A 26,556-nucleotide genomic window follows, 5' to 3' on the forward strand; every position below is an offset into this window, starting at 1 on the left:
GCCCGGTCACCCCTTGCGGTGCAGAAGCGCCGAGAGGTGGTGCTGCAAGGGCTGCCCCACGGCCGCGAGGTCGTGGACGAAGGCGAGGGTGTCGGGGGCGGTGAGGGTGTAGCGGCGGCGGGTGGCGTCGACCTTCTTCGCGGTCGGCGCCAGGGCGACCTCATGGGTGGAGAGGTCGACCGTGTCACCGCCCGCGTGACCCACCGCGATCTCCGCGACGCCGGTGGGCTGGGTGATCAGCGCCTCCACCCGGCCGTCGGCCTGGAGCCGCCACCAGCCGCTCTCGCGGGCCGAGGGGCGCAGCGGCCGGCCGTCGGCGTCGACCAGCCAGGCGCGGGCCTCGTAGTGCAGGAAGGGCCGCCCGTCGTGGCTGAAGGTGACCTCCTGCGCGTACGCGAAGTCCGCGTCGAGCGTCGGATACTCGCCGCTGCCCCGGCCGTGCCAGGTGCCGAGGAGGCCGAGGACGGGCGCGAGCAGCGCGTGCGGGGCGGGTGCCTCGTCGGGGCGGTGGGCGTCGGGATACGGGTGCTGTGGTGCGGGGTCGGACACGGTGCGTGCTCCTGGGATCGGCGGCGGGCCCGGGCGGGTTCCGGGGTGCAGCCTAGACGCGGGGCGCCCGCGCATCGGCCTCCGCCGCCGAACCCCCGTACACGCGTGTGCCGTTGGGCCGTAGGTTGGGCGGCGAACGGTTCACCCTCCGGCTGAGGCGGCACACGTACCCCATGGACGTACCCATGACCGAAATCGACACATCGGTGCCGCACTCGGCCCGGATCTGGAACTACTGGCTGGGCGGCAAGGACAACTACCCCGTGGACGAGGAGGCGGGCGACGCGTACAGCGCCGTCTTCCCCGGCATCGTCGCCGTCGCCCGCGGCAGCCGCGCCTTCCTGCGCCGGGCCCTCACCCATCTGGTCACCGAGGCGGGCATCCGGCAGTTCCTCGACGTCGGGACGGGTCTGCCGACCGTGGACAACACCCATGAGGTGGCCCAGCGGCTCGCCCCCGAGAGCAGGATCGTGTACGTCGACCACGACCCGATGGTCCTCGCGCACGCCCGGGCCCTGCTCACCTCCACCCCGGAGGGGGCGACCTCCTACGTCGACGCCGACGTGGCCGACCCCGACCGCATCCTGGCCGCGGCGGCCGCGACGCTGGACCTCACCCGGCCCACCGCCCTCATCCTCAGCAACATCCTCGGCCACGTCGCCGACCACGCCCGGGCGCGCTCCGTCGTCACCCACCTGATGGGAGCGCTGCCCTCCGGCAGCTTCCTCTGCCTCAACGACGGTTCGCGGGGCATCGACGCCGCGTACGAACGTGCCCAGGACGCCTACAACGAGTCCGGCGCCGTCCCCTACCACCTGCGCCCGGTCGACGAGATCGCGGCCTTCTTCGACGGCCTCGAACTCCTGGACCCGGGGGTCGTGCCAGTCACCCTCTGGCGGCCGGAGGCGGCCTCCCCCGCCCCGGAGCCGATCGGTGAGCACGGCGGACTCGCCCGCAAGCCCTGACCGGTCCGGGGGTGGGCCGCAGGAGTGACACACGCGACGGCCGGGACGCCGGAACTCCAGTGGGTGAAGAGAGCGCGCTACCTATCGGTACCGGGGGTACACGAGGCAGGGAACCCCCACTGTCCAGCCGAGAAGGAGCACTGTCATGGCGGCCAAGGCGAACGAGGCGGCGTCCAAGGACGTCGTGGAGCTGATCCTCGAAGACCACCGGCGGATGGAGGACCTCTTCCGTGAGATGCGCAGCGTGGAGGGCGACCGGGCGGGGGCCCTGCGCGAGTTCGCGGACCTGCTCATCGCGCACGCGCTCGCCGAGGAGGCGGAGGTCTACCCCGCGCTCAAGCGCTACCGGGACATCGAGAACGACGAGGTCGAACACGGCGTCGAGGAGCACGAGGAGGGCAACGAGGCGCTCCTGGCCCTGCTGGAGGTCGACGAGGTCGGTTCCGACGACTGGGACGAGAAGCTGGAGAAGCTCGTCGAGGCGGTCACCCACCACGCCGACGAGGAGGAGCGCACGATCCTCAACGGCGCGCGCGAGAACGTCGCGATGGAGCGCCGCGAGGAGCTGGGCGAGGCCTTCGCCAAGGAGCGCGCCAAGCAGCTCCAGGCGGACTGCGGAAGCGTGGAGAACGTCCGTCGGATCGTGAAGTCCTGAGCGTGGTGCGCGCCGCGCTCGGGAAGGAGCCCTGAGCGCGGGGCCCCGCCCTTTCACCCCCTTCAGACCTCCGGTTCAGTCCTGGAGGGGTGGCCAGACCGGGCGCTGCGCCTGCGGCAGTTCCGCCAGGGCGTGGCCCACCGTGCGGTGGCTGGGGAGCAGGTGGGCGCTGCCGGTCTGCGCGAGCAGGTCCGTCAGCCGGCGGCCCGCCCCGGCCAGCAGGAGTCTGCCGTCGCGGCGCTCCAGCAGCCACCGCATGGCCAGCAGGCAGTTGAGCCCCCGCGAGTCGCAGAACGACAGGGCGGTGGTGTCCAGGACCAGATGGCGGTGGCCCGCGTCGACGCAAGCGCCGAGGGTGCCCAGGAAGAGTGCCTCGCCGGTCTGGTCGAGTTCGCCGGTGACACGCAGCACCACGCAGTCGTCGCAGCTCGCCAGCTCCGTGATCGTCAGACGATGGATCTGCGTGGACATCGGCGCCTCCATCTCTTCGCGGCGCCACCCTACGCCCGCGTCGCCCGGTGATCGGCACTCTTATGGAGGAGTGTGCCCCGCATCTCGCGGTGCAGCGAAGCGGCACGTGTTTTCTCTCCCGGTCCCCTGAGGCGCGGCATCCCCTGCCGCGGCCTTGCCGACTTTCGGTGGGCCGGGGCCGGTCCGCGGCTACGCTGGTCGGGTCACCACCGCGCGGGCGGGTTCGGTCCGCGGGGCGGAGCGGCCGAGGGAGGGTGCGTGGACGGGGGCACGGTAGGACTGCGGGTCGCGTCGGCGGTGATCGCGCCGCTGCTCAAGCGGTTGCTGCTGCCCGCCCCGAAGGCGCCGGGGGCGTCGTTCCCGGAGCGGCCGGTCCCGGTCAGGCGCCTGATGGCCTTCTCCCGCGAGCACCGCGCCCTCAGCGAGGACGATCTGCACCGGATCGCCCGTGAGCTGGTGCGCCGGGCGGTGCGGGCCGCCGGTCCGTACGATCCGCCGGTCGGCGCCGACGAGAAGGACGCCGTGGCGCTGGCGCTGACCCGTACCCTGCACGCGCTCGGCGACCTCGACATGGACGACGTCCAGGCCTTCGCGCTGGGGCCCGAGGAGCTGGCCGCCGAGCTGTCGCGGCGGGCGGGGCCCGAGACCCGCAGGCTGCTGAGCGACGACGCCGCGCGCTTCCACGACCGGCTCCTGGAGACGGCCTGCGTCCACGTGGTGCGGTTCTTCAGTGAGCAGCCCGGGTTCGCGGCGCGCACGCAGGTCGAGCAGAGCCGCGAGATCCGCGCGCAGAGCGAGCGGCTGGAGCGCATCCTGGAGCGCCTGCCCGACGTCTCCGCGCAGGACGCCCGGTTCGAGGAGGAGTACGCCCGCTACGTCGTCCAGTACCACGGCAGGCTCACCATCCACGGCGTCGACCTGCGCGAGCCCGCCGGCCAGGAATGGCCCCTGGAAGCGGCTTACTTGAGTCTGGAGGCCACTTTGCAGCGCGGGCCGGGGGACGCGGCGCCGATGGCGGACGGCGAGCCGGCCGAGCGGGCGGCGGCGCCGGTGGAGACCGCCCTCGCCACCCATGACCGGGTCCTGCTGCGCGGCGTGGCCGGGACCGGCAAGACGACGCTCGTGCAGTGGCTCGCCCTCACCACGGCGCGCCAGGACCGGGTGCCGGGCGCCCTGTCGCAGCTGCTGGGGCGCGTCCCGTTCGTCCTGCCGCTGCGCGCGCTGGCCCGCAAGGGCGCCGAGCTGCCGATGCCGCAGGACTTCCTGCGGTGGATCGACTGCCCCCTGGTCGGCACCGAGCCGGACGGCTGGGCCACGCGCGTACTGCGGAACGGCCGCGCGGTGATGCTGATCGACGGGGCGGACGAGATCCCGCGGGGCGAGCGCGGCCGGGTCAAGGCGTGGCTCAAGAAGCTCCTCGCGGTCTTCCCCGGCAACCTGTGGCTGCTCACCTCGCGCCCCTCCGCCCTCGAACCGGGCTGGCTGCGGCACGAGGGCTTCCACGAGTACACCCTCAGCGCGATGCGCCCCGCCGACATGCGGCGGTTCATCGAACGCTGGCACGCGGCGGCGGGCGCGCCCGCGCGTCTCGGGGAGTCGCTGACGCTCGCGCTGCGCAGCAGGCCCGAGCTGAGCCGCCTCGCGACCAACCCCCTGATGTGCGGGCTCATCTGCGCCCTGCACCGGGAGCGTCGCGGCTTCCTGCCGCGCGGCCGCGCCTCGCTGTACGAGGCCGCGCTCGCCATGCTCCTGGAGCGGCGCGACGTGGAGCGTGAGGTCTACGGCGGCGTCGGCGGCACACCGCAGCTGGACCAGAAGTCGGCCACCGAGCCGCTGCGGCGTCTCGCGTACTGGCTGATCCGCAACGAACGCACCCAGCTGGACCGGGCGGACGCCGTCGACGTCGTACGCCGTCTGATGCCCTCGGTGGAGCGGCTCGCGGAGATCGGCGAGGCGGAGGACGTCCTCCAGCTGCTCCTGGAGCGGTCCGGGCTGCTGCGCGAACCCGCCCAGGGCGCCGTCGACTTCATCCACCGCACCTTCCAGGACTTCCTGGGCGCCCAGGCGGTCCTGGAGGAGCGGGACATGGGGATGCTGGTGAACAACGCCCACCTGGAGCAGTGGGAGGACGTGGTGCAGATGGTCGTCGCCCAGGCCCGTCATCACGAGCGCGGCGAGCTGCTCACCCGGCTGCGCGAGAGGGGCGAGCGGGAGCGCGACCCGGCCGTCCAGGCGCGGCTGCGGCTGCTCGCGCTCGCCTCCCTGGAGCAGGCCACCAGTGTCGCGCCCGCGGTGCGCGAGGCCATCGAGGCCCAGGCGGCGCGCATGGTGCCGCCGCGCGGTCTGCGCGAGGCCAGGTCCCTGGCGCAGACGGGACCGCTGCTCCTCGGGCTGCTGCCGCGGGCCGCGGAGCTGACGGGCGACGAGGAGCTGGCCACGGTCCACGCGATCTGCCAGATCGGCGGGGACGCCGCCATCCCCCGGCTGCGGGAGTTCCTGCACACGGGCCAGTCCGCCGTACGCGCCCAACTCCTGTACCACTGGGACCGGTTCGATCCGGAGGTGTACGCCGAGGAGATCGTCCGGCCGCTCCTGGAGATCGCGCCCGACGAGACCGTCACCGTCCGCTCGCGCGCCGAGCTGGACCTGCTGCGCACCATGTCCGGGTACCGGCGCGTCAGCCTGTGGGGGGACTTCACCCCGCACGACATCCGCTCGGCGCTGGACGCCGGTCAGGTGCGGGAACTCCAGCTGCGCGACATCCTCGGCCTCGACTCGCTGGACGTGCTGTCCGGCCGGGTCGGCCTGGAGTCGCTCGGGCTGCGCGGCTGCCGCAACGTCCAGGACCCCGGGCCGCTGACCCGGCTCCCCGCGCTGCGGCGGCTCGCGCTGCGGGACCTGCCCCGCTTCGAGCCGCTGCGTGACCTCGCGGGCTGTCCACGGCTCGACACGCTCCTGATCGGCGCCGACGTGCCCTGGCGGGGCCTCGCCGACCTGCCGTGCCCCGAGCGGCTGCGGGTGCTGTCGCTGCCGCCGACCGCCACCCGCCTCTCGGACATCGGCGCCTGTACGAGCCTGACGGAGCTGCGGCTCCAGGAGGCGAGTGAGCGGCTGGCCCCGGACTCCTGGGGAGCGCTCCTCGGCGAACTTCCCGAGCTGCGTACGCTCACGCTGACCTCGGCACAGCTGAGTCTGCTGCTGTTCGCGCCGCGCACCCGCCTGTCGCAGGTCACCCGGCTGAACGTGCACGCGGGGGCGGGGGCCGCGGTGCCGCTGCGGCGGATCTCCCTGCGGCTGCCCGGACTCGAGGAGGTCCATCTCATGGAGGCGGCCGAGGTCGACCTCGGTTCGCTCGCCGCGTTGCACCGGCTGCGCAGGGTCCACCTCGACCATCCGGGTGACGTGAGCGGAGCGGAGGCGCTTGCGGCCGACGTCGAGCTGTCCGTGCACCCGCGGCCCTGATCAACGGGCTGACACCCCACATGTGCTACGGGTAAATTCGGTCACCCCACGCGCAGTTGACAAGGAGCGGCACTACGGAGGCGGGACGCAGTCGGATGGACAGAGCGGAAGACGTGCCGCTGTACGGCAGGGACCCGCTCCTGCGCGCGCTCGTCCCACGGCTGACCGGCCTGAAGTACGACGAACGCGCGCGGACGGCGCGGGAGTTCCAGCGGGACCTGCCCGTCGTGCTGCTGACGGGGCGTCACGGCATGGGCCGCAGCGCGGTGCTGCGGGAGCTGGCGGCGCACTACCGGGGCCGGCTCCCCCTCGCCCACATCCGGATCGCGCCCGCGGGCACCTTCTCCGCGGCCGGTCTACGGGGGTCGCTCCCGGGCGGCACCGACGCCGACGGCCACGTCGTCACCGATCTCGTCGGTGTCCTGGCCGAGCTGGCACGCCAGTTGGCGCCTTCCTACCGGCGCCCCTTTCCCGTCCTGCTGCCCGGCCTGTTCGCCGTCTCCAGCTGGGACCCGGCCGACGGCGCCGAGCGGGACGCGACCTGTCTGCGCCTTGCGCGGCTGCTGATCGCCTGCCGCCTGGCCGAGGGGTCCGAGCAGGACGTGCGCCAGGCGTGGGCCGCGGCGGCCGAGGCCCGAGCCGGAGCGGCGGCCCCAGCGGCCCCACCCGCGCCCGACGCCCCCGACGGCACAGGCAGCAGAGGCGCGAGTATTTCCCGCGCCCTGCTCGGCGAGTACGCGCACCGGTACCGCGCGGGGCAGGAGCGGGACTGGTACCGTGCGCGCTTCCCCCAACTCCCCGCGGGCACGGACCCCTTGGCGGTGCTCAGCGAGTGGTACCACCAGGGCGGGGACTACCGGCGCGCGGTCGAGCGGACCCTCGTGGCGGCGTTCCGCCACGATGTCGCCGGGGCGTACGGCCGACTGCAGCGCTGGAACCGCGAACCATGGCCCCTGGTCCTCCTGGACGACGTGCACCTGCCGGCCGGGCGGCGCTTCCTCGACCTGCTCCTGGAGCACCGGGCGACGCCCGAGTCCCCCGAGCGCGAGGAACTGGTCGTCGTGGCGACCCGCCTCGGTGAACCGCCCGGCAGCGACCTCGGCCCGCTGCGCCGAGAACTGCCCGACCTGGTCCGGGCCAGCGGCTGGGAGCGTCGTGGCACCTCGCCCGCGGCGGGGCTGCTCACCGTGCCTCTCACGCCGCTGAGCCGCGACGACGTCCTGCCGCTGCTCGACGCCGGTTCGGCCGGTGCCCCGCTCCACCCCTACCTCGCCTCCGCCCTGCACGCGCTGACCGGCGGCCATCCCGCCGCCACGGCCATGCTCTGCTCGGCGGTGCGCGCCGCGACCCGGGCGGGCCGCGCCGTGGCGCCCCGGGACCTCCTCGACCTGTCCGCGCCGGACGGCCGCCCGGTGAGCGAGGCGCTGCTGGAGCGGCTGCTGCCGGACCGCCGCCAGCGTGACCGGCTGACCCTCCTCTCCCTGGCCAGGGACAGTGCGGCCGCCGAGGCGCTGGCGGCCCGGCTGCGCCTGGCGGGCCCCGAGCAGCTGCCGGCGAACGCGGTCGCCGACTACCTCGAACAGCAGCACTGGCAGCGCCTGACGCCGCCCGAGAGTCCGCTGGTGACCGATCCGCTGCTCCAGCGGCTCCTGGTGCACGAGGCCCGCCGGCTCTCCCCGGGGCCCGACGACAGCCGGGGCTGGCAGGAGATCCACCGCTTCCTGCAGAACCACCACGCCCAGCGCGGCGACGGGGGCGAGGCGGACGCGCTGCGGCACATGCTGGCCGCCGGGGGCGTGGAGACGGTGGTGGCCTCGCTGGCCGAGGTGTTCCAGTCGGAGCAGGACGAGCGGGGCGCGGGCCACTGGCTGCGGTGCCTGCGGTACGCCGCCACCGCTCCGACCCCGCCCGAGCGCGACTGGCGGGACGACCGGCTGCGGATCGCGCTCGGCGCGCACGACGGCCGCTACCCCCACCTCGACGACACCGAGCGGTGCGTGAACCGGCTGCTGCACGCCCTGTGGTACCTCTCCGAGCCGCACACGGAGCCGGACCCCGACACGTGCACGGCCGTCGAGCAGGAGCTGGCCTATCTCTCCTTGCGTCATCCTTCCTGGCGCGTCGCGCTCGGCCAGGCGGCCCGCAGATGGCCCGCCGCGGCCCGGGACAAGCGCCCCCTCCCCGTACCAGGACAGTGAGGAAGCATGTTCCGTCGCCACCCCCGCGAGTGGGGACCGATCGAGTGGGCCGCGGCCCTGACCCTGGTCCTGGTGGCCGCGGTGGTCGCCGCGCTTCTCACCCTCGGCGCGCGAGGGCCCGGCAGGTGCGGCGACGATCTGCGGGAGATCGGTGGGGACTGCGTCGGGGTGACGGAGTACGCCTTCGAGGCCGATCCGCGGCTGGAGGGCCTCATCGAGGAGGTGGCAAAGGAGAACGCGAAGGTGCGGCGGGACGCCGAGTCCCCCGCCGAGAACAGCGCCCGCATCCCCTATGTGCGGATCGCGCTGATGATGCCGTACACCACGGACGAGTCCAGCGCGATGACCGTCGACATGATCCGCCGCGGTCTGGCCGGGGCGCTGAGCGCGCAGCAGGAGGCCAACAGCGGCAGCGGCCCGCACTACCAGCTGCTGCTGGCGCCCGACGGCCGCAACCTCGACCAGTGGCGTCCCGTCGTCACCCGGCTCGCGGAGCTGGCGCGGGACAAGCGGGCCCCTCTGGTCGGGGTGACCGGCATCCCCAGCAGCACCGCCGACACCCGGCGGGCGATCGCCGCCCTGAGCGAACACGGCCTTCCCACCGTCGGGCCCGTCATCACGGCGGCCGACATGAACGCCGACCACTTCTTCAAGACGTCGCCGAACAACGACCAGTTCGCCCGCGCCCTGAAGCAGTACCTCGAAGAACGGCCGCAGCAGGGCCGGGGGTTCCTGGTCTGGGACAACCGCAGCGAGGACGTGTACTCGCGCAACCTCCGCCGGGTCTTCGAGAAGCACTTCGACGAGCGGTACGACTTCAAGGGGCACAACTCCAACTTCACCGGCTCCTCCGGCCGGGACAAGGGCATCCCGCGGCGGTTCACGGACGCCGTGCAGAAGATCTGCACCGCGCGGTCGGACACCGTCTTCTTCGCCGGGCGCGACCAGGACCTGCCGGCCTTCGTCAAACGCCTCGCGCAGGAGGGCGACTGCGGCCGGGGCACCCGGCTGCGGCTGCTCAAGGTGGGCATCGGGCTCGAACCGACCCTCACCACGGACGAGACCACCCGCTGGCTGAAGGAGGCGCGGGCCACGATCATCGACGCGTCGTCCGTGGACCCGGCCTGGTGGAAGGGGAAGAACGATCCACCGCGCGCGCTCGGCCGCTTCCTCGACCGCTTCGACAAGCTGGACGCCCGGCACGAGCTGGGGGCCGATCCGTTGGACGACGGGTACGCGGTGATGTACCACGACGCGTTCACCCTGCTCGCCGACGCCGTCGACCGCACGTACAGCGAGGTCAACGAGGGCGGGGACAGTCCTCGGGGGAAGGACGGCCCGCTGATCCCGTCGAAGAACGACGTCTACAACACCCTTATCATGCCGAGCATCTCCGCGCACGGCTGCAGCAACTGCCTGCGGGGGGCCGGGGGTTCGTACGGGTTCGAGGGCCCGGGGGCGAACGACCAGTGGGCGGTCTGCAAGCCGGTCCCGATCGTCGAGTACCCGGCCACCCGAAGCGGCCGAACGAAGGGGGAACCTCTGCCCGTCTACCGGACGTTCAGGGGCAAGGGCGACAGGACCTGCCCCGACTGACCACCCCGTACGACGAAGACAGAGGCCCCGCCCGGTGAACGCGCACGAAGAGCACGACATGATCGCCGTCCCGCCGGGCCGGGTGACCCTCTCGGACCGGCGCACGCGGCGCAGTTGGACGGTCGACCTCGCGCCGTACCTGCTCGGGGCGCACCCGGTCACCCAGGGGCTGTACGAACGGGTCACCGGCCTGCGGCCGAGCGCCGCGCGCGGGGAGCGGCTGCCCGTCGAAGGCGTCTGCTGGTGGGACGCGGTCCGGTTCTGCAACGCCCTGTCCGAGCGCGCCGGTCTGGCGCCCGCCTACCGCGTCGGCGCCGACGACGAGAGCGTGGCGTGGGACGCCTCCGCCGACGGCTACCGCCTGCCGACGGAGGCGGAGTGGGAGCACGCCTGCCGCGCGGGCACGACCGGACCGCACTACGGCCCCCTCGACGACATCGCCTGGTACCGCGGGAACTCCGGGGAGCGAGTCCACGACGTGGGCAGCAGACAGGCCAACCCCTGGGGCCTGTACGACATGCTGGGCAATGTCTGGGACTGGTGCTGGGACGTGTACGACGCCGAGGTGTACGGCGGTTACCGCGTGCTGCGCGGTGGCGGCTGGTTCGACGAGCACTGGAGCTGCCGGGCCTCCGCGCGGCGCCGCAGCCATCCCAGTTACCGCGTGGACGACGTGGGGTTCCGCGTGGCGCGTTCCCCGGGGCCGGGCCCTCGCGGGCCCGGCACGCCTCGTCAGGGCACCGTGATGTAGCCCGGTGCGGGCAGCCGCGGCGCGGTGGCGGGCTCGTGGACGTCCGCCAGGGCCATGAACAGCAGGGCCACGGCGAGGGCGCCGGGGTCCGGCACGCCGAGGGCGTGGTCGCCCACGTAGCTGGCGCGGCCGCGGCGGGGCCGCAGCTCCGCGGTGCCGAGGGCGCCGCGGATGGCCGCCTGGGCCGCTTCGGTCAGGGGAGCCTCCGCGGCTGTGTCCCGCGCGGAGGCGGCCAGCGACTGGGCGGCGGGCGCGAGGGCGTCGACCAGCGTGCAGTCCCCCGGGTTCGCGCCGCCCACCCGGTGGATGGCGGCGAAGCCCGCCTCGGCGGCCTCGGCCAGGGCGGCGGCCGACGGCGCCCCGCCGTCCTTCGGCGCCGCGGACGCCAGGTGCTGGAAGAGGAGGCCGAAGAGCGGACCGCTGGTGCCGCCGACGTCGTCGAGGAAGGCCGCGGCGAGGGCCGCCGTGCCGTCCAGGCCGCGCTCGTCGGCCAGCTTCACCGCGCGCCGGACGCCGCCAGCGAGGTTGTCGCCGAAGTCGCCGTCGCCGACGAGCTGGTCGAGCCGGGTCAGGTTGTCGCGCACCTGGGAGACCGTCAGCGCGTAGCGGTCGAGGAGGGCGCGGTCGCCGCCCGGGTGCGGGGTGGCCGCCGGCGCGGTGTCCGCCGGGGAGACGGCCGCCTCCGGCTCGGCCGGCCGCTCCGGGGCCGGGGCGGGGCGCGGCAGGACCAGCGGGGTGCGGGTCGGCGCGGTCCACAGCTCGGCCCACCCCTCTTCGAGCCGCGTCACCGTGAGGGAGAAGCCGGCCATGTCGAGGGCGGCGGTGAAGGTGCCGGGGACGGTGAACACCGGCCGCAGCCCGCGGGCGGTCAGCTCGTCCCCGAGCAGGACGCCGATGGCGTGCAGCTCCAGTTCCGTGGTGGCGCCGAGGCCGTTGACGAGGGCGAGCACGTCACCCGGCCCCTCGGGCAGGGCGTCGAGGAGGTCGTCGGTCATGCGCCGGACGAGGTCGCCGACCGCGGGGCGGGCGATGGTGCGGATGCCGCGCTCGCCGTGGATGCCGACGCCGTAGTCCAGGGTCCCCGCCTCCAGGGTGAAGGCCGGGCCGAGGGTGGTGGGGGAGGTCTGGGCGCGGGCGGCGACCGCGATGCTGCGGGACGCGGCGACGACCCGCCGCCCCAGCTCGGCGAGTTCCTCCAGCGTGGCGCCCCGGTCGGCGGCGGCGCCCAGCAGCTTCTCGACGACCACGGTGGCGGCCGTGCCCCGGCGCCCGGTGGCGCTGTCCGCGCTGTCGGTGGCCAGGTCGTCGTCGACCAGGACCGTGGCGACCGGGATGCCGTCGTGCCGCAGGCGCTCCGCCGCGATCTGGAAGTTGATCACGTCACCGGTGTAGTTCTTGATGATCAGCAGGACGCCGCCGCTCTTCGCGGCGGCCGCGCTCGCCTCGTAGATCTGCCGGTTGTGCGGGGAGGCGAAGATCTCGCCGGGGCAGACGGCGTCCAGGCCGCCGCGTCCCAGGAGCCCGGTGTGCAGGGGCTCGTGCCCGGAGCCGCCGCCCGAGACCAGCGCGACCGTGCGATCGGGGTGCGGGTCGCGCGCCCGCAGGTAGAGGGGGGAGGTGTGCACCTCGATCATCCCGGCGTGGGCGCGGGCCAGACCGCGGGCGGCGGTCAGCACGGGGTGGGACTCCGGCAGGAAGTAGCTCATCGGTGAGTTTCTCCGTACGTGTGCGGGGTCTGCGGCGGGTGTGCGGTGCCGCAGGGGGGTGCGGCCCGTGGTCGCGGCGCTCACCATGGACCTCCGTCCGCCGCGAAGAACGGCACGGACGGCTACCGGTACCCGGGAGTTCCGGCCCGGGCGCCGCTGTGCGACGCTGTCAACCCGCACCGGCCGGGGCGAGCGGACGCGCGGGCCACGCGGTGCCTGCCACCCGCCCGACCCATCTTTGCGAGGTCTTTACCCTTGCCGGACGCACGACGCGAGGACCTCGGCCGGATGCTGCGCGCCTGGCGGACGGCGCGCGATCCGCGCCTGCTGCCCGGGCCCGTCCCGTTCCGCGGCCACCGCAGCTATCTCACGCAGCTCGACATGGCCCTGCTGCTCGGCGTCTCCGAGCGCTGGTACCGCGCGCTGGAGCGGGGCGAGGACCGCGGCTATGCACCGGAGATGATCGACGGGGTGGCCCGTGTCCTCGGCCTCTCCCCCGCGCAGACGGACGCCCTGCACCGGGGCACCGGGCACCGCCCGCCGCCCCGCGCGGCACACGACGCGCGGCCCGACGAGGCGATGCTCGACCTGCTGCACCAGCAGCGCCGGGTGAGCTGGATCTGTGACCAGGCATGGGACGTGGTCGCGGCCAACGCCGTGGCCGCGCGCCACTGCCCGTGGCTGGTCCGCCCGGGTGCGAACGTCATGACCTGGGCGTTCTCCCCGGAGGCCCGCTATCAGCTGCGCGAGTGGGAAACACACTGGGCCAGGCCGCTGCTGGCCGGGCTGCGGCTGGCCTGGCAGCGCCGACCGGACGACGAACGTTTGGACGAGGTGGTGCGCGCGGTGCGGCGCGAGCCGGGCGTCGCCGCGCTGTGGGACGCCACCGCCGACGTCCCGGAACCCGGCGACGCGCGGGCCCGCCCGATGTACTTCCCGCTGGTCGCGCCCGACCCCGTCGACGTACACGTGCGGACCTACGGCCGTTACGACGACGCCTCCCTGCGCTGGCTCGTCCTGACCCCGGTGGACACGGCCGTCACCTTCCCCTGAGGGCGGCCGGGCGGCGCCGGGTCAGTCGCACGTCGGGCGGTAGACGGTGAGCGCCTCGGGGAGCTTGTCGATCAGGAGCGCGGCCGGGGCGTCCGCCACCTCGCCGTCGTACGCCATCTGCGTCCCCTCGGGCAGCGCGGAGATGACCAGCCGCTGAGGGCGGGCGGCGGCGTAGACGCGGGTCCTGGTCAGCTGGCCCGCCAGCGCCGCGGCGAGCAGCCTGCTGCGGGCGAAGCGGCCGCCGTGGGCGATGCGGACGTCCAGCAGGCCGTCGGCGAGGTCGTGCCGGCGCACCGGGGCGATGCCCACGCTGCGGTAGGCGCCGTTGCCCGCGAAGAGCAGCCATATCGAGCGGCGGCGGCCGTTCACCACTGCCCGCAGCGGGCGGCCCGTGCGCAGGATCTGCAGGACGCCGAGCAGGGTGGCGGGCGGGCCGCCGATCCTCGGGGACCAGTGTTCCCTGCTGCGGACCAGGTCGGGGTAGCTGCCGAGGCTGAAGGTGTTGAGGAAGTAGGAGGGCTCGGCGAGGGTCCTGCCCGCCGGGCCGATCCCGGCCAGCGGCTTGACGCGGCCGACGTCGACGCGCACCGCGCTGCCCTGGGTCACGGCCGCGCAGGCGTCCGCGACCGTGTCGACGCCGAGGTCGGCGGCGAAGTGGTTGAACGTCCCGCCGGGCAGCACCATCAGCGGCACGTTGAACCGCAGGGCGGGCGCCACGGCGGCGTTGATCGTGCCGTCTCCCCCGCACACCCCGAGGACGCCGCCGCGCCGGGCGGCGTCCCGCGCCGCCTCCTCCAGGACCTTGGGCAGGGCGCCGGCCTCCTGCTCGTACAGCACCACCTCGGCGCGCGGCAGGGCGGCCTTGAGCTGCCGTACCGGGTCCGCGAGTTGGGGCTGTGCGCCGGAGGAGGGGTTGACCACCACGACCAGGCCCTCGCCCTCCGGCAGGGCGGGCGCGTCGACCCGGGGCCGTGCGGGCGGCGGCAGTTGGGCCCGCGTGGGCACCATCCCGCGCACCGCGTAGGCGGCGCCCACGCCGAGGGCCGCGCCGACCAGGACGTCCCTCGGGGCGCGCCCGCCGCGGACCCGGGAGTACGCCACCGTGGCCGCGACCGGGGCGAGGGCCGCGCCCCAGCCCGCCGACTCCAGCGCGGCGCCGGTCGCGAAGGCGGCGGCGGAGGCGGCGTGAGCGGACGGGTAGGGCCCGGTGAGGGGCTTGCGCGGCAGGCGGCGCAGCAGCGGCGCCGCCTCCTGGGCCGGGCGTGACTCGCCGACGGCGTGCCGGCCGAGGGCGTTGACGGTGGCCGAGGCCAGGGCCAGGGAGGTGACGCCGCGCACCGCCGCACGCCGTCCCCGCACCCCGCCGAACCCCCACATCCCGGCGGCGATCCCGCAGAAGAGCAGTCGGTGGTCGGCGCCGAGCAGTCGGCGGGCCCTGTGCCTCAAAAGATCCTTCATGCCCTCCCGTATACCCCGGTTGCCGCCCGCGAGGCCAGCACGGCGGGCCAGGAGATCAGCAGGTCGTCGACCGCGGCGGCGGGCAGTCCACCGGACATGCCCGCCGTCCCCGTCGACCTCCTCGAACTACGGCACCCGGACGCGCCGTACGGCCTGAACGGCGTCGGCCATCGCCAACGCCCTGCGCGCGGCCACCGGCCTGGCGCTGCCCCGGAAGGCGGAGATGGCCGAGCAGCTTCCCGGAGGTCACCGCGCTGCGCCCCTCCCGCCCCGGCCAGCGCGGCAGGTCAGGCCGGCGCTGCTCGGCTGGGGCCCGGACTTCGACGGCGTACGCATCCATCTGGAGCCCGAGCGGCCGGCGGGCGCGCGGCGGCTCCTCGACGGGCCGCCGTCTCCCCGGCCGTGACGGAGCGGCTCACGCCCGCCGGGACGTCAGCACGTCCGCCAGGACCGTCGCGTGGCTGTGCGGCAGGTCCTTGGTCGCCGTGAGCAGGGTCAGGCGGCCGGTGCGGGCGCGGTCGCGGAGGCGGTCCAGTGCCGCCCGGCCGTCGGCGGTCGTGAGTTCCTGGCGGTAGCGGTCGGCGAACTCCTCGAAGCGGGCGGGGTCGTGGCCGTACCAGCGGCGCAGTTCGTCCGAGGGCGCCGGTTCCTTGTCCCATGCGTCGAGGCCGGCCCGGTCCTTGGCGAGACCCCGTGGCCAGAGCCGGTCGACGAGGACACGGGTGCCGTCGGCCGGCTCCGGGTCGTCGTAGAGGCGCTTGACCTGTACGTCGAGGGCACGGTTGGTCGTCATGGCGGCATTGTCCGCCGGGCCGACCTGACCCGCGCGCGTGACCCGTTCGGGCGAGCAGCGCGGGCCGTGGCCGCCGCGTGCTGGTGCAGTGAGGCCATGACGGGACGCATCGGCAGGATCGACCGGCGGCTGTTCGCACGGGTGGCGGCGGCGCGGCTGCCCGGCGCCGAACAGGTGCTGCCGCCGCTCAGCTCCGCCGCGAACCACGGGCGGCTGTGGTTCGGCGCGGCGGCGGTGCTCGCGGCCGTCGGCGGGCCCGCGGCCCGGCGTGCGGCGCGCCGCGGGGTGGGCGCCCTGGCGCTGGCCTCGCTGACGACCAACGCGGTCGCGAAGTACGCCGTGCGGCGCGGCCGTCCCGTGCACGACGCGGTGCCGCTGGTGCGGCGCCTGCCGAAGGCGCCGTGGACGCCGTCGTTCCCGTCCGGGCACGCGGCGTCGGCCGCGGCGTTCGCCACGGGGGTGGCCCTGGAGTCGCCCGGCTACGGTGCAGTCGTCGCGCCCGTCGCCGCGGCCGTGGCGTTCTCCCGCGTGTACGTGGGGGTGCACTACCCCGGTGACGTGCTCGCGGGCATCGCGCTCGGTGCGGCCGCCGCCGCGGTCACCTGCTACTGGTGGCCGCCGCGTCCCGCGCCCGCACGGTTCGGGCGCACGCGGGTGGCGGCGCCGGTGCTGCCGGACGGCGAGGGGCTGGTCGTGGTGGTCAACTCCGGTTCCGGCAGGGGCGTTCCGGGCCGACCGCCCGCCCGGCAGTACGTGGAGCTGCTGCTGCCGAAGGCCGAGATCATCCCGTGCGAGCCGGGTGAGGACCTGGGCAAGGCGCTGGACAAGGCGGTCGCGCGGGCCGCCGAGTCGGGCGGTGCGCTCGGGGTCTGCGGCGGCGACGGCACGGTCAACGCCGCGGCCCGCCGCGCGGTGGCGGCCGGGGTCGCGCTGGCGGTCTTCCCCGGCGGCACCCTCAACCACTTCGCGCTGGACGCGGGCACGGCCACCTTCGAGGACACCGCGCACGCCGTGCGGCGCGGTGAGGCGGTGCGTGTGGACCTGGCGCGGGTCCGCGACGGCGCGGGCGCGGACGTCACGGGCTTCGTGAACACCTTCAGCATCGGGCTCTACCCGGAACTGGTGCGCCGCCGGGAGAAGTTGGAGGGCCGGATCGGGAAGTGGCCCGCGGCCGCCGTGTCGCTGCTGGGGGTGATGCGCGACGCGACGCCGCTGCGGGTCCGCCTCGACGGGCACGACCGCCTCCTGTGGCTGCTCTTCGCGGGCAACGGCCGCTATCTGCCGGAGGGCCTCGCCCCCTCGCACCGGCCCCTGCTGGACGAGGGGCTGCTCGACGTCCGTACGGTCGACGCCGAGGCGCCGCTGGCCCGCACCCGGCTCGTCGTCTCCGCGCTGGCCGGCGCGCTGCGGCGCTCGCGGGTCTACCGGGCCGAGCGAGTCGAGGAGCTGCGGATCGGCGGGCTGGACGACGAGGGCGGGCTGGCGTACGACGGTGAACACGCGGCCGCGCCGGAGACCCTGCTCCTCGACAAGCTGCGGGGCGCGCTGACGGTCTACAGCCCGGCCGCTCCGGAGGACGAGATCACCCAGCTGGCCCGGACGGCGTCGCTGGCGGCGGCCGCGCGGAGCCGCCCGGCGTGACGGTGCGCGGCCGCACGGCGCGAGCCCGCCACACGCCTCTTGCGCCTGGCGCGCGCCGTTCACTGCAACGCGGCGTATGGCAGGCCGCGGAAGGTGGAGCCGGCGAAGGCGATGCTCGACGACCTGGAGCACTGGGCGCCGACGGCATCGGAGCCGGCGTCGGAGCCGCCGGGTCAACGCGTGGCGGACTCGCCCACCTGCGGGTGACGCGGCTCGCGGCGGCGGCCCCTCCGCCGGTAGGACGGGCGGAGTCAGCCGTCCCCTCCGCAGGGAGCAGCGCACCCGTGAGCACCCGTGCCGTCCTTGTCGCCGCCCTCGTCACCGGACTGGTCCTCGGCATCGTGGGAACCAGAGCGGAAGGTTCCGTTCACCCCCGTCCGGCCGGTTCGGTCACCGAGGCGGGCCGTTAGGCTGCGACATTGCCGCGTGGCTCTCCGTCCTCGCCGCGCGGCCGCCGAGCCGCCGTCGACGGAAGCGAGTGGGCCTTGAACTTCCTCACCATCGGTCATCGCGGGGTCATGGGCGTCGAGCCCGAGAACACCCTCCGTTCCTTCATCGCCGCGCAAGCCGCCGGCCTCGATCTCATCGAGCTCGATCTGCATCTGAGCAAGGACGGCGCCCTCGTCGTCATGCACGACGCCGACGTGGCCCGTACGACCGACGGCAAGGGGCCCATCGCCGAGAAGACCCTCGCCGAGCTGCGGGAGCTCGACGCGGGCCGCGGCGAGCGCGTCCCCGTCTTCGAAGAGGTCCTGGACGCCGTGCGGGCGCCCCTCCAGGCCGAGATCAAGGACGTGGCGGCCGCGCGCGCCCTCGCCGAGGTCATGCACCGCCGCGACCTGGTCTCGCGCGTGGAGGTGATCTCCTTCCACGACGAGGCGATCGCGGAGATCGCCCGCCTGGTGCCGGGCGTACGCACCGCGCTCGTCGCCAGCCGCTACGGCACCGACGTCGTGGAGCGGGCGACGGCGGTCGGCGCCACCACGCTCGTCCTCAACATCCGGCGTCTCACGCTGGAGATCGTGGAGCACGCCAAGAAGGCCGGCCTGCGGATCATCGGCTGGGTCGTGAACACGCAGGACGATCTGCGGCTCGTGCGGGCGCTCCAGTTGGACGGCGCGACCACGGACTACCCGGACATCAAGCGGACGGGCCGCTTCACGGCCTGAGGCCGGCGTTCACGGCCGACGGTCCTCGGCGTTCACGGCGTCAGCTCCTTGACGAGGAGTTCGAACTCCAGGTCCGCGCGCTGCGGGATGCCGAAGCGTTCGTTGCCGTACGGGAAGGGCGTCATCTTTCCCGTACGGCGGTAGCCGCGCCGCTCGTACCAGGCGATGAGGTCGTCGCGTACGGAGATCACGGTCATGTGCATCTCGTCGGCGCCCCACTCCTCGCGGGCGACGCGCTCCGCCTCGGCGATGATCAGCTTGCCGAGGCCCGCGCCCTGTTCGGCCGGACTGACCGCGAACATCCCGAAGTAGGCGTGTTCCCCACGGTGTTCGAGCTGGCAGCAGGCGACGAGCGCGCCGTCCCGCTCCACGGCCAGCAGCCGGGCGGCCGGTGACTCGATGACCTCGGCGACGCCCTGCGGGTCGGTGCGCTGCCCCTGGAGGATGTCCGCCTCGGTGGTCCACCCGGCGCGGCTCGCGTCCCCGCGGTACGCCGACTCGATGAGCGCGACGAGCGCGTCGACATCGGCGGGACCGGCGTCGCGGAAGGTGACCTCACCGGTGAGGGAGCGCGGGGCGGTGTCCATCGACGGGTTTCTCCGATCTGTGCGCGGCTTCTTGATCCGCCGAGCCTAACGCGGCACTAGGGTGCGGCCCCATGGTGCATGTACTGAGCAGCAGGACCCTTCTCCACCCCACCGACCCGGAGCGTTCCCGCGCGTTCTACGGCGAGGCGCTCGGCCTCGACGTCTACCGCGAGTTCGGCACCGGCCCCGAGCGGGGCACCGTCTACTTCCTCGGCGGCGGCTTCCTCGAACTCTCCGGCCGCTCCGACACCCCGCCCTCACCCGGCCTGCGGCTGTGGCTCCAGGTGCCGGACGTCCACGCGGCCCACGACGACCTCGTCGCACGCGGCGTCGAGGTGGTGCGGCCACCGGTCAAGGAGCCCTGGGGCCTGATCGAGATGTGGATCGCGGACCCGGACGGCCTGCGGATCGTCCTGGTCGAGGTGCCGCACGACCATCCCATCCGCTACCGGCCGGAGATCTGATCCAAAGGCCCCGGGACCGCCCCGGCGGGTGTGAAGCACGTCACACGATTAATCCATTCGGGATGCAGGGGTACACGGCCACGGGTACGGTCCGCAGAAGATCCAGAACGATCCTCTGTCGGCCTCGGCGGCGGCCCCGACAGCCGTGACACAGCACTGAAGACGATCTCCCAGAGTCTTGGAGTGACATCACATGGCAGCTCCCCGGATCCTCATCGTGGGCGGCGGTTTCGCCGGCATGGAGTGCGCGCACAAGCTGGAGAAGAAACTCGGGCCCCATGAGGCGGAGCTGCGGCTGATCAGTCCGACGGACCACCAGCTCTACCTGCCGCTCCTGCCGCACGTCGCCTCCGGCGTGCTCACCCCGCAGGCGGTCGCGGTCCCGCTGCGCCGGATGCTGCGCCGCACGGCGATCGTGCCGGGCGGCGCCATCGGGATCGACCCCGAGGCGAAGGCCGTGATCGTGAAGAAGATCAACGGCGAGGAGGTCGTGGAGCGCTACGACCACCTGGTCCTGACGCCCGGCAGCGTCACACGGCAGTTCGACATCCCCGGCGTCGACAAGTACGCGGTGGGCGTCAAGACGCTCGCCGAGGCCGCCTGGATTCGCGACCACGTCATCTCCCAGCTGGACCTGGCCGCGGCCAGCTCGCACCGCGAGGAGCGGGAGCAGCGCCTGACGTTCGTCGTGGTCGGCGGCGGGTACGCGGGCGTGGAGACGGCCGCCTATCTGCAACGCCTGACCTGCGCCGCCGTCAAGCGCTACCCGGGTCTGGACGTCTCGCAGATCAAGTGGCACCTCGTGGACATCGCTCCCAAGCTGATGCCGGAGCTGGGCGAGCGGCTCGGCGAGAAGGCGATGGCGATCATGCAGCGCCGGGGCGTGAACGTCTCCCTGGGGGTCTCCGTCGCCAAGGTGACCGAGAACACCGTCACGCTCACCGACGACCGCGTCCTGCCCTGCCGCACGCTGATCTGGACCGCGGGGGTCGCCCCCAGCCCGCTCATCGCGACGCTCGGCGCCGAGACCAACAAGGGCCGCCTCGTCGTCCGGCCGGACCTGACGGTGCCGGGTCTGGACGGTGTCTTCGCGCTCGGCGACGCGGCGGCCGTGCCGGACGTCGTCAAGGGCGGCGACGCCATCTGCCCGCCGACCGCGCAGCACGCCATGCGCCAGGGCTGGGCGGCGGCGGACAACGTCGCCGCGGCCCTGCGCGGCCTGCCGCTCTCCGACTACCGGCACAAGGACATGGGCCTGGTGGTGGACCTCGGCGGCATCCAGGCGGTGTCGAAGCCGCTGGGCGTGCAGCTGACCGGGCTGCCCGCGCAGGTGGTGGCGCGCGGCTACCACCTGGGGGCGCTGCGCACGCTGACCGCCCGCTTCCGTACGGCCGCCAACTGGGGGCTGAACGCGGTCGCGGGCGACGACTACGTCCGCACCGGCTTCCAGGCTCAGCGACCCGCCACCCTCAAGGACTTCGAGATGACGGACGCCTACCTGTCGCGGGAGGAGATCGGCGAGCGGGTCGCGTCAGCCGGACTGTGACCGTTCCGCCTGCCGTTCCCCCGGCCGCCTCGCGTGGCCGGGGGTCGGGCCGGGCGCCAGCCAGGTGACCGCCACCGTCACCGCGAGGTTGGCCGCGAGGGCGATGATGCCGCCGTTGACCCCGTGGTACGGATCGTTGTCGGTGCCCCACAGCCCCAGGACCACCGCGAGGCCGACGAGCATCCCCGTGACGGCGGCGCGAGCCGTCAACCGCCGCCAGAACAGGGCGAGCAGCACGACGGGCACCAGCTGCGCGAGCCCCTCGTACGACAGGACGGACAGCTCCACCAGGGTGCTGGGGTGGAAGAGGCTGCCCGTGAGCGCCACGAGCCCGGCGAGGACGCACACCGCCTGGGAGAGCCGCTTGGTCCGGATGTCGCGTGCCTCGGCCGGGGCGCCGGGGGCGCGGCGTGGGCCGCGCGGGTCGGCGCCGTTGCCGCCGCCGAGGATCGTGCGTCCCCACAGCGTGCCGATGGAGAGCATGAAGACGCTCATCGGCACGATGGCCGACAGGGCGCCTGCCACCCCGATGACGGCGACCACGGGTGCGGGCAGTGAGTCCGTGACGAGGGCGAACAGCGCGAGGTCCGGGTTGCCGAGGGTCGGCATGACGAAGAGCGCGGTGGCGCCGACGACCATCGGCACGAACAGCAGCAGCTGGTACCACGGCAGCAGCAGGGCGTTGCGGCGCAGGGCGTTGGGGCTCTTGGCGCTGAGGTAGCCGGCGACGGTGGTGGGGAAGATGGTGATGGTCACGGCGTTGAGGGCGACCGTGCTGAGGAACCACACCGAGTCCCGCCCGCCCGACGCGTGTCCGGGGAAGGTCAGCCACGCGGGCCTCTCCGTCACCATGCGCTGCATGAGGTCGCCGAGGCCGCCGAGGTAGTGCACAGGGATGTACACGGCGAGGAAGACGACGACGAGGATCACCAGGACGTCCTTGAAGGCGCTCACCCACGCCGACCCCCGCAGCCCGGACACGAGGATGAAGACCTCCGCCACCACGAAGGAGATGACGGCGGCCACCTTCAGGTCGATTCCGCCGTACGTCATGGCGTTCACGACGACACCCATGCCCTGGATCTGCACCTGGATGTAGGGAACGATGAACACGGTCGCGACGACCGCCACGAGGATGCCCACCGGCCGTGACCTGAAGCGGAATTCGGCGATGTCGGCGATCGAGATAAGGCTGTGCCGGGAGGCGTACGTCCACAGGGCGGGGCCCACGACGTAGGCGACGGCGAAGCCGACGGTGAGGTACGCGACGAGGTAGAGGATCGGCGCGCCGAAGGAGTACGACCAGCCGGCCGTGCCGAGGAACGAGAAGCTGGTGTACGTCTCGCCCGCCATCAGCAGCCAGATGAACAGCACGCCGAGGCCGCGGCTGGAGACGGACCACTCGGCGAGGCCCTTGGACCGGCCGCGCGCGCTGAGCACGCCGATGGCGATGGTGGCGGCCATGGCGAGCGCGAAGACGGTGGTCGCGATCGCGGCGGACCCGCTCATCGGCCGCCCTCCCGGGGGCCGTCGTCGGCGGGGATCGGCTCGACGGCGTTCAGCCGGTACGCCGGGTCGAGGCGGGCCACGAGCCAGATCACCAGGGGGCTGACGACCGTCGCGGCGATCATCCAGGCGAGGAGGAAGGGGACGCCGAGGACGCGCGGCTCGATGCGGTTGGCGACCAGCGGCGCGGCGCCGTAGAGCACGACGGGCACGAGCAGCAGCCACAGGGAGGGCCGAGCGGCACCGCGCAGGGAGGGCAGCCCGTCCAGGGGGTCCGGCGGGCGCGGCGGTTCGGGGGTGGCCGGGCGGTGGTCCGGGCGGGGCATCGGGCTCCTTCGCGGTCGTACGTGGAGAGGCAGGGGGCGTCGCACCGAAGGGGCGTCACACCGAGGGGTCGTAGCGCCCGTCGACAGCTGTCCAGCCGCCGTCGACGGTGAGGACGCTGCCGGTGACATAGGTGGCCGCGTCCGACACGAGGTAGGCGACGGCTCCGGCGATCTCCTCGGGTTGCGCCCAGCGCTTGAGCGCGTTGGCCTCGGCGTACGCCCGGTACCACTGCGGGTCGGCGGCGATCTGATCGGTCAGCGGGGTTCGGACGACGCCGGGCGCGACGGCGTTGAAGCGCACCCCGCGCGGGCCCCACTCGGCGGCGGCGGTGCGCAGGAGCTGGATGAGCCCGGCCTTCGACGCGGCGTACGCGCCCTGCCCTGGCTCCACCTGGAAGGCCCGCATGGACGCGATCCCGACGACGCTGCCGCGCCCGCGCTCGGCCATGGCGGGGGCGGCGGCCTGGATGAGCGTGAGGTAGGCGCGCAGGTTGAGCCCGATGACCTGGTCGAACTCCTGGAGGCTGTAGTCGGCGATGCGCTTGCGGACGTTGACCCCGACGGTGACGACCAGCCCGTCCAGGGGCCCCCACGCGGCGACGGCGTCCCGCACGGCTTCGGGGACCAGCACGTCGAGGGTGTGGGGGGTGGCGGTGCCGGAGGCGGCCGTGCCCTCGGCACCGGCCAGGGCCAGCCGCGCCGTCTCGGCGGCTCCCGCCCCGTCGCGGTCCGCCACGATGACCTCGGCGCCCTGGGCGGTCAGGGCGCGCGCCGCCTCGCGGCCGATGCCGCTCGCGCCGCCGACGACCGCGACGCGGCGTCCGTCCAGCCGGAACAGGCGGGTGTAGTGGGCGTGGTCCATGTGTCTCGCTGCCTTTCTCCCTCGGCGGGATCGCGGTCCGCCGGCTCAGGGCCGGACGACCGCCATCCGCGTCACCGTCAGTTCCCCGATCGCGAAGCGCGGGCCCTCGCGGCCGATGCCCGAGTCCTTGACGCCGCCGTAGGGCGCGAGGTCGCTGCGGTAACCGGGGACTTCGTTGATCACGACGCCGCCCGTCTCCAGCTCTTCCACCGCGCGGAAGGCGGCGCCCAGGTCGCGGGTGAAGACCGCCGCGTGCAGGCCGTAGCGGCTCGCGTTGACGACGTCGTACGCGGTCTCCAGGTCCGGCACCGCGCGCAGGCAGACCACCGGGCCGAAGATCTCCTCGTCCCAGGCGGGCTGGCCGTCCGGCACGTCCGCGAGCAGCGTCGGGGTCAGGCACCGGCCCTCGCGGTCTCCCCCGGCGACCAGCCTGGCGCCCGCGGCACGTGCCCGGTGGACCCAGTCGGTGACCCGCTCGGTGGCCGCCTCGTCGATGAGGGCGGAGACCCGGGTCGCCGGGTCGCGGGGGTCGCCGACGGCCACCGTCCGCAGCCGTCGCGTGATCTTCTCCTCCAGGGTGGCGGCGACCGCCGCGACGGCGACGACCCGCTGGACGGAGATGCAGGCCTGCCCGGACGCGTAGTACCCGCCGCGCACCACCGCGTCCGCGGCGGCGTCGAGATCGGCGTCGGCGGCCACGACGAGCGCGGCGTTGGAGCCGAGTTCCAGGATGACCTTGCGGGGCGCGGCGTCGCGTGCGATGCGGTGGCCGACGGCCGCCGAGCCGGTGAAGGAGACCGCGGCGACCTCGGGGTGCGTGGTGAGGGCGCGGCCCACCTCCTCGCCCCCGGTGACGAGTTGGACCGCCCCGGCGGGGGCGCCCGCGGCGGCGAGGCGCTCCCGGACGAGCTGGACGAGGCGCAGGGTGGCCAGCGGTGTCGCGGGCGCGGGCTTGATGATCACCGGGCAGCCCGCGGCGAGCGCCGGGGCGATCTTGTGGGAGGCCAGCAGGACGGGGTAGTTGAAGCCCGCGATGCCGACGACGACGCCGACGGGCCGCCGGGTCCAGAACCCGAAGAGCCCCTCCCCGGAGGGCTGGAGGTCCAGCGGCACGGTCTCGCCGTGGAGGTGGGCCACCTCGTCGGCGGCGGCTTGCCAGGTGGCGACGGTCCGCAGCATCTCGATGTCGCAGTCCACGCGCGGCTTGCCGGTCTCCAGGACCAGCAGCTCCACGAGTTCGGGCAGCGCGTCCGCGAGCGCCGCCGCCACCTCGCCCAACACGTGGCGCCGGGTGTGCGCGGGCAGCGCGCCGACCCGCTTGCGCAGCCCGGCCGCGTGTTCGACGGCCTGCCGGGCCAGCACGTCGTCGCCCACGGGCGCCTGGGCGATCTCGCTGCCGTCGTACGGGAAGACGACGGCGCGGCGGCCGGGCGCCGGGAGCCAGGTGTCGCCGACGGGGAGCCCGTCGGGGTGGCGCGGGTACGCGGAGGGCGGGTTCGCGGTGGGCCGGTTCGCGGGGGGCGGAGACGTCGTCACCGTACGCCTCCGTTCAGGAAGGCGTGCGCGGCGGCCGCGTACACGCGCGTGTATTCGCCGATCTCGCGCACCTCGACGTACTCGTCCTTCTGGTGCGCGATCCATTTGCCGCCGGGGCCGTAGACGACCGTGGGCAGGCCGGCGTCGCGGGTGAGGATGGTGCCGTCCGTGGTGCCGGGGACGGCGCCGAAGGGGGGTGCCTCGCCGTGGACGAGCCGGTGTCCTGCCACCAGCGCGCTCACCACCGGATGGTCCTCGGCGATCTGGACGGCCGGCCGGTCGTCGACCACGCTGAGCGTGACGTCGACGCCGGTACCGGCGGCCGCCGCGCACGCCGAGTCCCGTACGCGGCCGATGAGTTCGGCGTGGTCGGTGCCGGGGATGGTGCGTACGTCGACGCCCACGACGCCGTGTGCGGGGATGACGTTGAGCTGGTCGGGGTCGCCGCCGAGGAGCACGGTCGGGGTGACGGTCACGCGGCCCGCGTGCGGGTGCGTGCCGTAGCGCTCCTCGGCCCAGCTCTGCACGCCGGCGAGCGCCTGGACGATCCGGGCCCCGGCCACGATGGGGCTCCTGGCCTCCTGGGGCATCGCGCCGTGCGCCATCACGCCGTGCAGGTCGAGCCGCAGGCGGATGCCGCCGCGGGCGGAGGTGCACACCTCGTACCCCTCGGGTTCGCACACGATGACGGCGTCCACGGTCCGCGCGAGCGGGGTGGCGGCGAACGCCTTGGCGCCGAGCATCAGCCCTTCCTCGTCGCACAGCACACCGACGACGATCCGGCCGGGGAAGGGCCCGGCGAGCTGGAGGGCGCGCACGGCATAGATCATGGCGGCGACACCGGACTTCATGTCGGCGGCGCCGCGCCCCCAGAGCCTGCCGTCGCGGATCAGCGCCCCGTACGGGTCGACGCTCCAGTCGGCCGGATCGCCTTCGGTGACGACGTCGATGTGCCCCTCGAACATCAGGGTCGGCCCGTCACCGCCCCCGCCCTCGACGACGGCCACGGTGTTGGGCCGCCCGTGGGCGACCTCCACGACCTCGTACGGCCATCCGAACGCGGCGAAGAGGCGTTGGACGAGGAGCGCGGCCGGCTGCTCGACCTCGGTGGCTCCGGTGGCGTTGACGGTGCGCAGCCGCACCAGGTCCTGGGTGAGGGCGACCGCGGCGTCGGTGTCGACGGCGGGGACGGTCGGGGGTGCGGTGGCCATGAAGAACCTCCAAGTCGTCCGGCCGACCGCGGACCGCGCGGCCGACCGTCG

The 26,556-nt window shown here is 74.3% G+C and carries 23 protein-coding genes; 12 read left to right on the forward strand and 11 right to left on the reverse strand.

The features are described 5' to 3' along the window. Nucleotides 1-6 precede the first annotated feature (6 nt). Complete coding sequence (locus tag J2N69_RS04160; RefSeq protein ID WP_230899516.1) at nt 7-549, reverse strand: heme-binding beta-barrel domain-containing protein; 543 nt, start codon at nt 547-549, stop codon at nt 7-9. Nucleotides 550-734: 185 nt separating this feature from the next. Here J2N69_RS04160 and J2N69_RS04165 point away from each other — a divergent pair, with 185 nt between their 5' ends. Both J2N69_RS04165 and J2N69_RS04170 read left to right on the forward strand, forming a co-directional pair. Next, entirely contained in the window at nt 735-1,514 is a 780-nt protein-coding gene (locus J2N69_RS04165; protein ID WP_230899517.1) for an SAM-dependent methyltransferase, read from the forward strand. 145 nt (nt 1,515-1,659) lie between these two features. Continuing rightward, nucleotides 1,660-2,169, forward strand: a complete 510-nt coding sequence (locus J2N69_RS04170; RefSeq protein WP_269075592.1) for a hemerythrin domain-containing protein — start codon at nt 1,660-1,662, stop codon at nt 2,167-2,169. A 75-nt stretch (nt 2,170-2,244) separates the two neighbouring features. Here J2N69_RS04170 and J2N69_RS04175 read toward each other — a convergent pair whose 3' ends face one another. Further along, nucleotides 2,245-2,640: an STAS domain-containing protein gene (locus J2N69_RS04175; protein WP_230899518.1), complete on the reverse strand. Its 396-nt coding sequence runs from the start codon at nt 2,638-2,640 to the stop codon at nt 2,245-2,247. A gap of 258 nt (nt 2,641-2,898) precedes the next feature. Here J2N69_RS04175 and J2N69_RS04180 point away from each other — a divergent pair, with 258 nt between their 5' ends. The 4 genes from J2N69_RS04180 to J2N69_RS04195 all read left to right on the forward strand — a co-directional run bounded on the left by J2N69_RS04180 (nt 2,899) and on the right by J2N69_RS04195 (nt 10,647). Then, nucleotides 2,899-6,102 carry an NACHT domain-containing protein gene (locus J2N69_RS04180; RefSeq protein ID WP_230899519.1) on the forward strand — a complete coding sequence of 1,068 codons (3,204 nt, stop codon included), beginning with the start codon at nt 2,899-2,901 and terminating at the stop codon, nt 6,100-6,102. A 95-nt stretch (nt 6,103-6,197) separates the two neighbouring features. After that, on the forward strand, nt 6,198-8,300 hold the full coding sequence (locus tag J2N69_RS04185) for an ATP-binding protein (RefSeq protein WP_230899520.1): 2,103 nt from the start codon (nt 6,198-6,200) through the stop codon (nt 8,298-8,300). 6 nt (nt 8,301-8,306) lie between these two features. Further along, a complete protein-coding gene (locus J2N69_RS04190) occupies nt 8,307-9,896 on the forward strand; it encodes an ABC transporter substrate-binding protein (protein ID WP_230899521.1) in 1,590 nt (529 codons plus the stop codon). A 58-nt stretch (nt 9,897-9,954) separates the two neighbouring features. Further along, the gene (locus J2N69_RS04195) at nt 9,955-10,647 is read left to right on the forward strand and encodes a formylglycine-generating enzyme family protein (RefSeq protein ID WP_230904571.1); all 693 of its coding nucleotides are present in this window, start codon (nt 9,955-9,957) and stop codon (nt 10,645-10,647) included. On the opposite strand, the gene J2N69_RS04200 is transcribed toward J2N69_RS04195, so the two are convergent. Further along, nucleotides 10,629-12,353, reverse strand: coding sequence for a dihydroxyacetone kinase family protein (locus J2N69_RS04200; protein ID WP_230899522.1), 1,725 nt, complete (start codon nt 12,351-12,353; stop codon nt 10,629-10,631). The two genes, J2N69_RS04195 and J2N69_RS04200, sit on opposite strands and share 19 nt — an antisense overlap. Nucleotides 12,354-12,608: 255 nt before the next feature. Here J2N69_RS04200 and J2N69_RS04205 point away from each other — a divergent pair, with 255 nt between their 5' ends. After that, nucleotides 12,609-13,406: a helix-turn-helix domain-containing protein gene (locus J2N69_RS04205; RefSeq protein WP_230899523.1), complete on the forward strand. Its 798-nt coding sequence runs from the start codon at nt 12,609-12,611 to the stop codon at nt 13,404-13,406. A gap of 21 nt (nt 13,407-13,427) precedes the next feature. Here the strand turns inward: J2N69_RS04205 and J2N69_RS04210 are convergent, their stop codons facing one another. Both J2N69_RS04210 and J2N69_RS04215 read right to left on the reverse strand, forming a co-directional pair. Next, the gene (locus J2N69_RS04210; RefSeq protein ID WP_230899524.1) at nt 13,428-14,864 is read right to left on the reverse strand and encodes a bifunctional phosphatase PAP2/diacylglycerol kinase family protein; all 1,437 of its coding nucleotides are present in this window, start codon (nt 14,862-14,864) and stop codon (nt 13,428-13,430) included. 415 nt (nt 14,865-15,279) lie between these two features. Next, nucleotides 15,280-15,657, reverse strand: coding sequence for a DUF488 domain-containing protein (locus tag J2N69_RS04215; protein ID WP_230899525.1), 378 nt, complete (start codon nt 15,655-15,657; stop codon nt 15,280-15,282). A gap of 96 nt (nt 15,658-15,753) precedes the next feature. On the opposite strand from J2N69_RS04215, the gene J2N69_RS04220 reads away from it, so the two are divergent. From J2N69_RS04220 to J2N69_RS04225, 3 genes are all read left to right on the forward strand, one after another. Continuing rightward, nucleotides 15,754-17,298: a bifunctional phosphatase PAP2/diacylglycerol kinase family protein gene (locus J2N69_RS04220; RefSeq protein WP_230899526.1), complete on the forward strand. Its 1,545-nt coding sequence runs from the start codon at nt 15,754-15,756 to the stop codon at nt 17,296-17,298. Nucleotides 17,299-17,582: 284 nt separating this feature from the next. Then, nucleotides 17,583-17,708 carry a hypothetical protein gene (locus J2N69_RS36385; protein ID WP_269075593.1) on the forward strand — a complete coding sequence of 42 codons (126 nt, stop codon included), beginning with the start codon at nt 17,583-17,585 and terminating at the stop codon, nt 17,706-17,708. Nucleotides 17,709-17,783: 75 nt separating this feature from the next. Continuing rightward, a complete protein-coding gene (locus J2N69_RS04225; protein ID WP_230899527.1) occupies nt 17,784-18,467 on the forward strand; it encodes a glycerophosphodiester phosphodiesterase in 684 nt (227 codons plus the stop codon). Between the two features lie 32 nt (nt 18,468-18,499). Here J2N69_RS04225 and J2N69_RS04230 read toward each other — a convergent pair whose 3' ends face one another. Further along, the gene (locus tag J2N69_RS04230; RefSeq protein WP_230899528.1) at nt 18,500-19,054 is read right to left on the reverse strand and encodes a GNAT family N-acetyltransferase; all 555 of its coding nucleotides are present in this window, start codon (nt 19,052-19,054) and stop codon (nt 18,500-18,502) included. A gap of 71 nt (nt 19,055-19,125) precedes the next feature. Between J2N69_RS04230 and J2N69_RS04235 the strand changes: the two genes are divergently transcribed. Together J2N69_RS04235 and J2N69_RS04240 are read left to right on the forward strand one after the other, a co-directional pair. After that, nucleotides 19,126-19,518, forward strand: a complete 393-nt coding sequence (locus J2N69_RS04235; protein ID WP_230899529.1) for a VOC family protein — start codon at nt 19,126-19,128, stop codon at nt 19,516-19,518. Nucleotides 19,519-19,711: 193 nt separating this feature from the next. Then, entirely contained in the window at nt 19,712-21,064 is a 1,353-nt protein-coding gene (locus J2N69_RS04240) for an NAD(P)/FAD-dependent oxidoreductase (protein WP_230899530.1), read from the forward strand. Here the strand turns inward: J2N69_RS04240 and J2N69_RS04245 are convergent. The 5 genes from J2N69_RS04245 to J2N69_RS04265 are packed head-to-tail and all read right to left on the reverse strand — an operon-like array spanning nt 21,050 to nt 26,505. Beyond that, complete coding sequence (locus tag J2N69_RS04245) at nt 21,050-22,573, reverse strand: sodium:solute symporter family protein (protein ID WP_230899531.1); 1,524 nt, start codon at nt 22,571-22,573, stop codon at nt 21,050-21,052. The genes J2N69_RS04240 and J2N69_RS04245 overlap by 15 nt on opposite strands. Continuing rightward, nucleotides 22,570-22,896 carry a DUF3311 domain-containing protein gene (locus tag J2N69_RS04250; protein WP_330166794.1) on the reverse strand — a complete coding sequence of 109 codons (327 nt, stop codon included), beginning with the start codon at nt 22,894-22,896 and terminating at the stop codon, nt 22,570-22,572. The genes J2N69_RS04245 and J2N69_RS04250 overlap by 4 nt, the downstream gene beginning before the upstream one ends. A gap of 55 nt (nt 22,897-22,951) precedes the next feature. Next, nucleotides 22,952-23,758, reverse strand: coding sequence for an SDR family NAD(P)-dependent oxidoreductase (locus J2N69_RS04255; protein ID WP_230899532.1), 807 nt, complete (start codon nt 23,756-23,758; stop codon nt 22,952-22,954). 45 nt (nt 23,759-23,803) lie between these two features. Next, the gene (locus tag J2N69_RS04260; protein WP_230899533.1) at nt 23,804-25,294 is read right to left on the reverse strand and encodes an aldehyde dehydrogenase family protein; all 1,491 of its coding nucleotides are present in this window, start codon (nt 25,292-25,294) and stop codon (nt 23,804-23,806) included. Continuing rightward, nucleotides 25,291-26,505: a M20 family metallopeptidase gene (locus J2N69_RS04265; protein WP_230899534.1), complete on the reverse strand. Its 1,215-nt coding sequence runs from the start codon at nt 26,503-26,505 to the stop codon at nt 25,291-25,293. Before J2N69_RS04265 ends, J2N69_RS04260 begins: the two co-directional genes overlap by 4 nt. Nucleotides 26,506-26,556 lie beyond the last annotated feature (51 nt).

Source organism: Streptomyces huasconensis (genome assembly GCF_021028635.1).
Taxonomy (GTDB): domain Bacteria; phylum Actinomycetota; class Actinomycetes; order Streptomycetales; family Streptomycetaceae; genus Streptomyces; species Streptomyces huasconensis.

What these genes read in the sequence shown, in the direction of transcription:
- J2N69_RS04200 (WP_230899522.1), bottom strand. Translation starts at nt 12,353, where the DNA reads ATGAGCTACTTCCTGCCGGAGTCCCACCCCGTGCTGACCGCCGCCCGC.
- J2N69_RS04255 (WP_230899532.1), bottom strand. Translation starts at nt 23,758, where the DNA reads ATGGACCACGCCCACTACACCCGCCTGTTCCGGCTGGACGGACGCCGC.
- J2N69_RS04185 (WP_230899520.1), top strand. Translation starts at nt 6,198, where the DNA reads ATGGACAGAGCGGAAGACGTGCCGCTGTACGGCAGGGACCCGCTCCTG.
- J2N69_RS04230 (WP_230899528.1), bottom strand. Translation starts at nt 19,054, where the DNA reads ATGGACACCGCCCCGCGCTCCCTCACCGGTGAGGTCACCTTCCGCGAC.
- J2N69_RS04170 (WP_269075592.1), top strand. Translation starts at nt 1,660, where the DNA reads ATGGCGGCCAAGGCGAACGAGGCGGCGTCCAAGGACGTCGTGGAGCTG.
- J2N69_RS04175 (WP_230899518.1), bottom strand. Translation starts at nt 2,640, where the DNA reads ATGTCCACGCAGATCCATCGTCTGACGATCACGGAGCTGGCGAGCTGC.
- J2N69_RS04240 (WP_230899530.1), top strand. Translation starts at nt 19,712, where the DNA reads ATGGCAGCTCCCCGGATCCTCATCGTGGGCGGCGGTTTCGCCGGCATG.
- J2N69_RS04220 (WP_230899526.1), top strand. Translation starts at nt 15,754, where the DNA reads ATGACGGGACGCATCGGCAGGATCGACCGGCGGCTGTTCGCACGGGTG.
- J2N69_RS04210 (WP_230899524.1), bottom strand. Translation starts at nt 14,864, where the DNA reads ATGAAGGATCTTTTGAGGCACAGGGCCCGCCGACTGCTCGGCGCCGAC.
- J2N69_RS04195 (WP_230904571.1), top strand. Translation starts at nt 9,955, where the DNA reads ATGATCGCCGTCCCGCCGGGCCGGGTGACCCTCTCGGACCGGCGCACG.
- J2N69_RS04215 (WP_230899525.1), bottom strand. Translation starts at nt 15,657, where the DNA reads ATGACGACCAACCGTGCCCTCGACGTACAGGTCAAGCGCCTCTACGAC.
- J2N69_RS04190 (WP_230899521.1), top strand. Translation starts at nt 8,307, where the DNA reads ATGTTCCGTCGCCACCCCCGCGAGTGGGGACCGATCGAGTGGGCCGCG.
- J2N69_RS04235 (WP_230899529.1), top strand. Translation starts at nt 19,126, where the DNA reads ATGGTGCATGTACTGAGCAGCAGGACCCTTCTCCACCCCACCGACCCG.
- J2N69_RS04245 (WP_230899531.1), bottom strand. Translation starts at nt 22,573, where the DNA reads ATGAGCGGGTCCGCCGCGATCGCGACCACCGTCTTCGCGCTCGCCATG.
- J2N69_RS04250 (WP_330166794.1), bottom strand. Translation starts at nt 22,896, where the DNA reads ATGCCCCGCCCGGACCACCGCCCGGCCACCCCCGAACCGCCGCGCCCG.
- J2N69_RS04165 (WP_230899517.1), top strand. Translation starts at nt 735, where the DNA reads ATGACCGAAATCGACACATCGGTGCCGCACTCGGCCCGGATCTGGAAC.
- J2N69_RS04265 (WP_230899534.1), bottom strand. Translation starts at nt 26,505, where the DNA reads ATGGCCACCGCACCCCCGACCGTCCCCGCCGTCGACACCGACGCCGCG.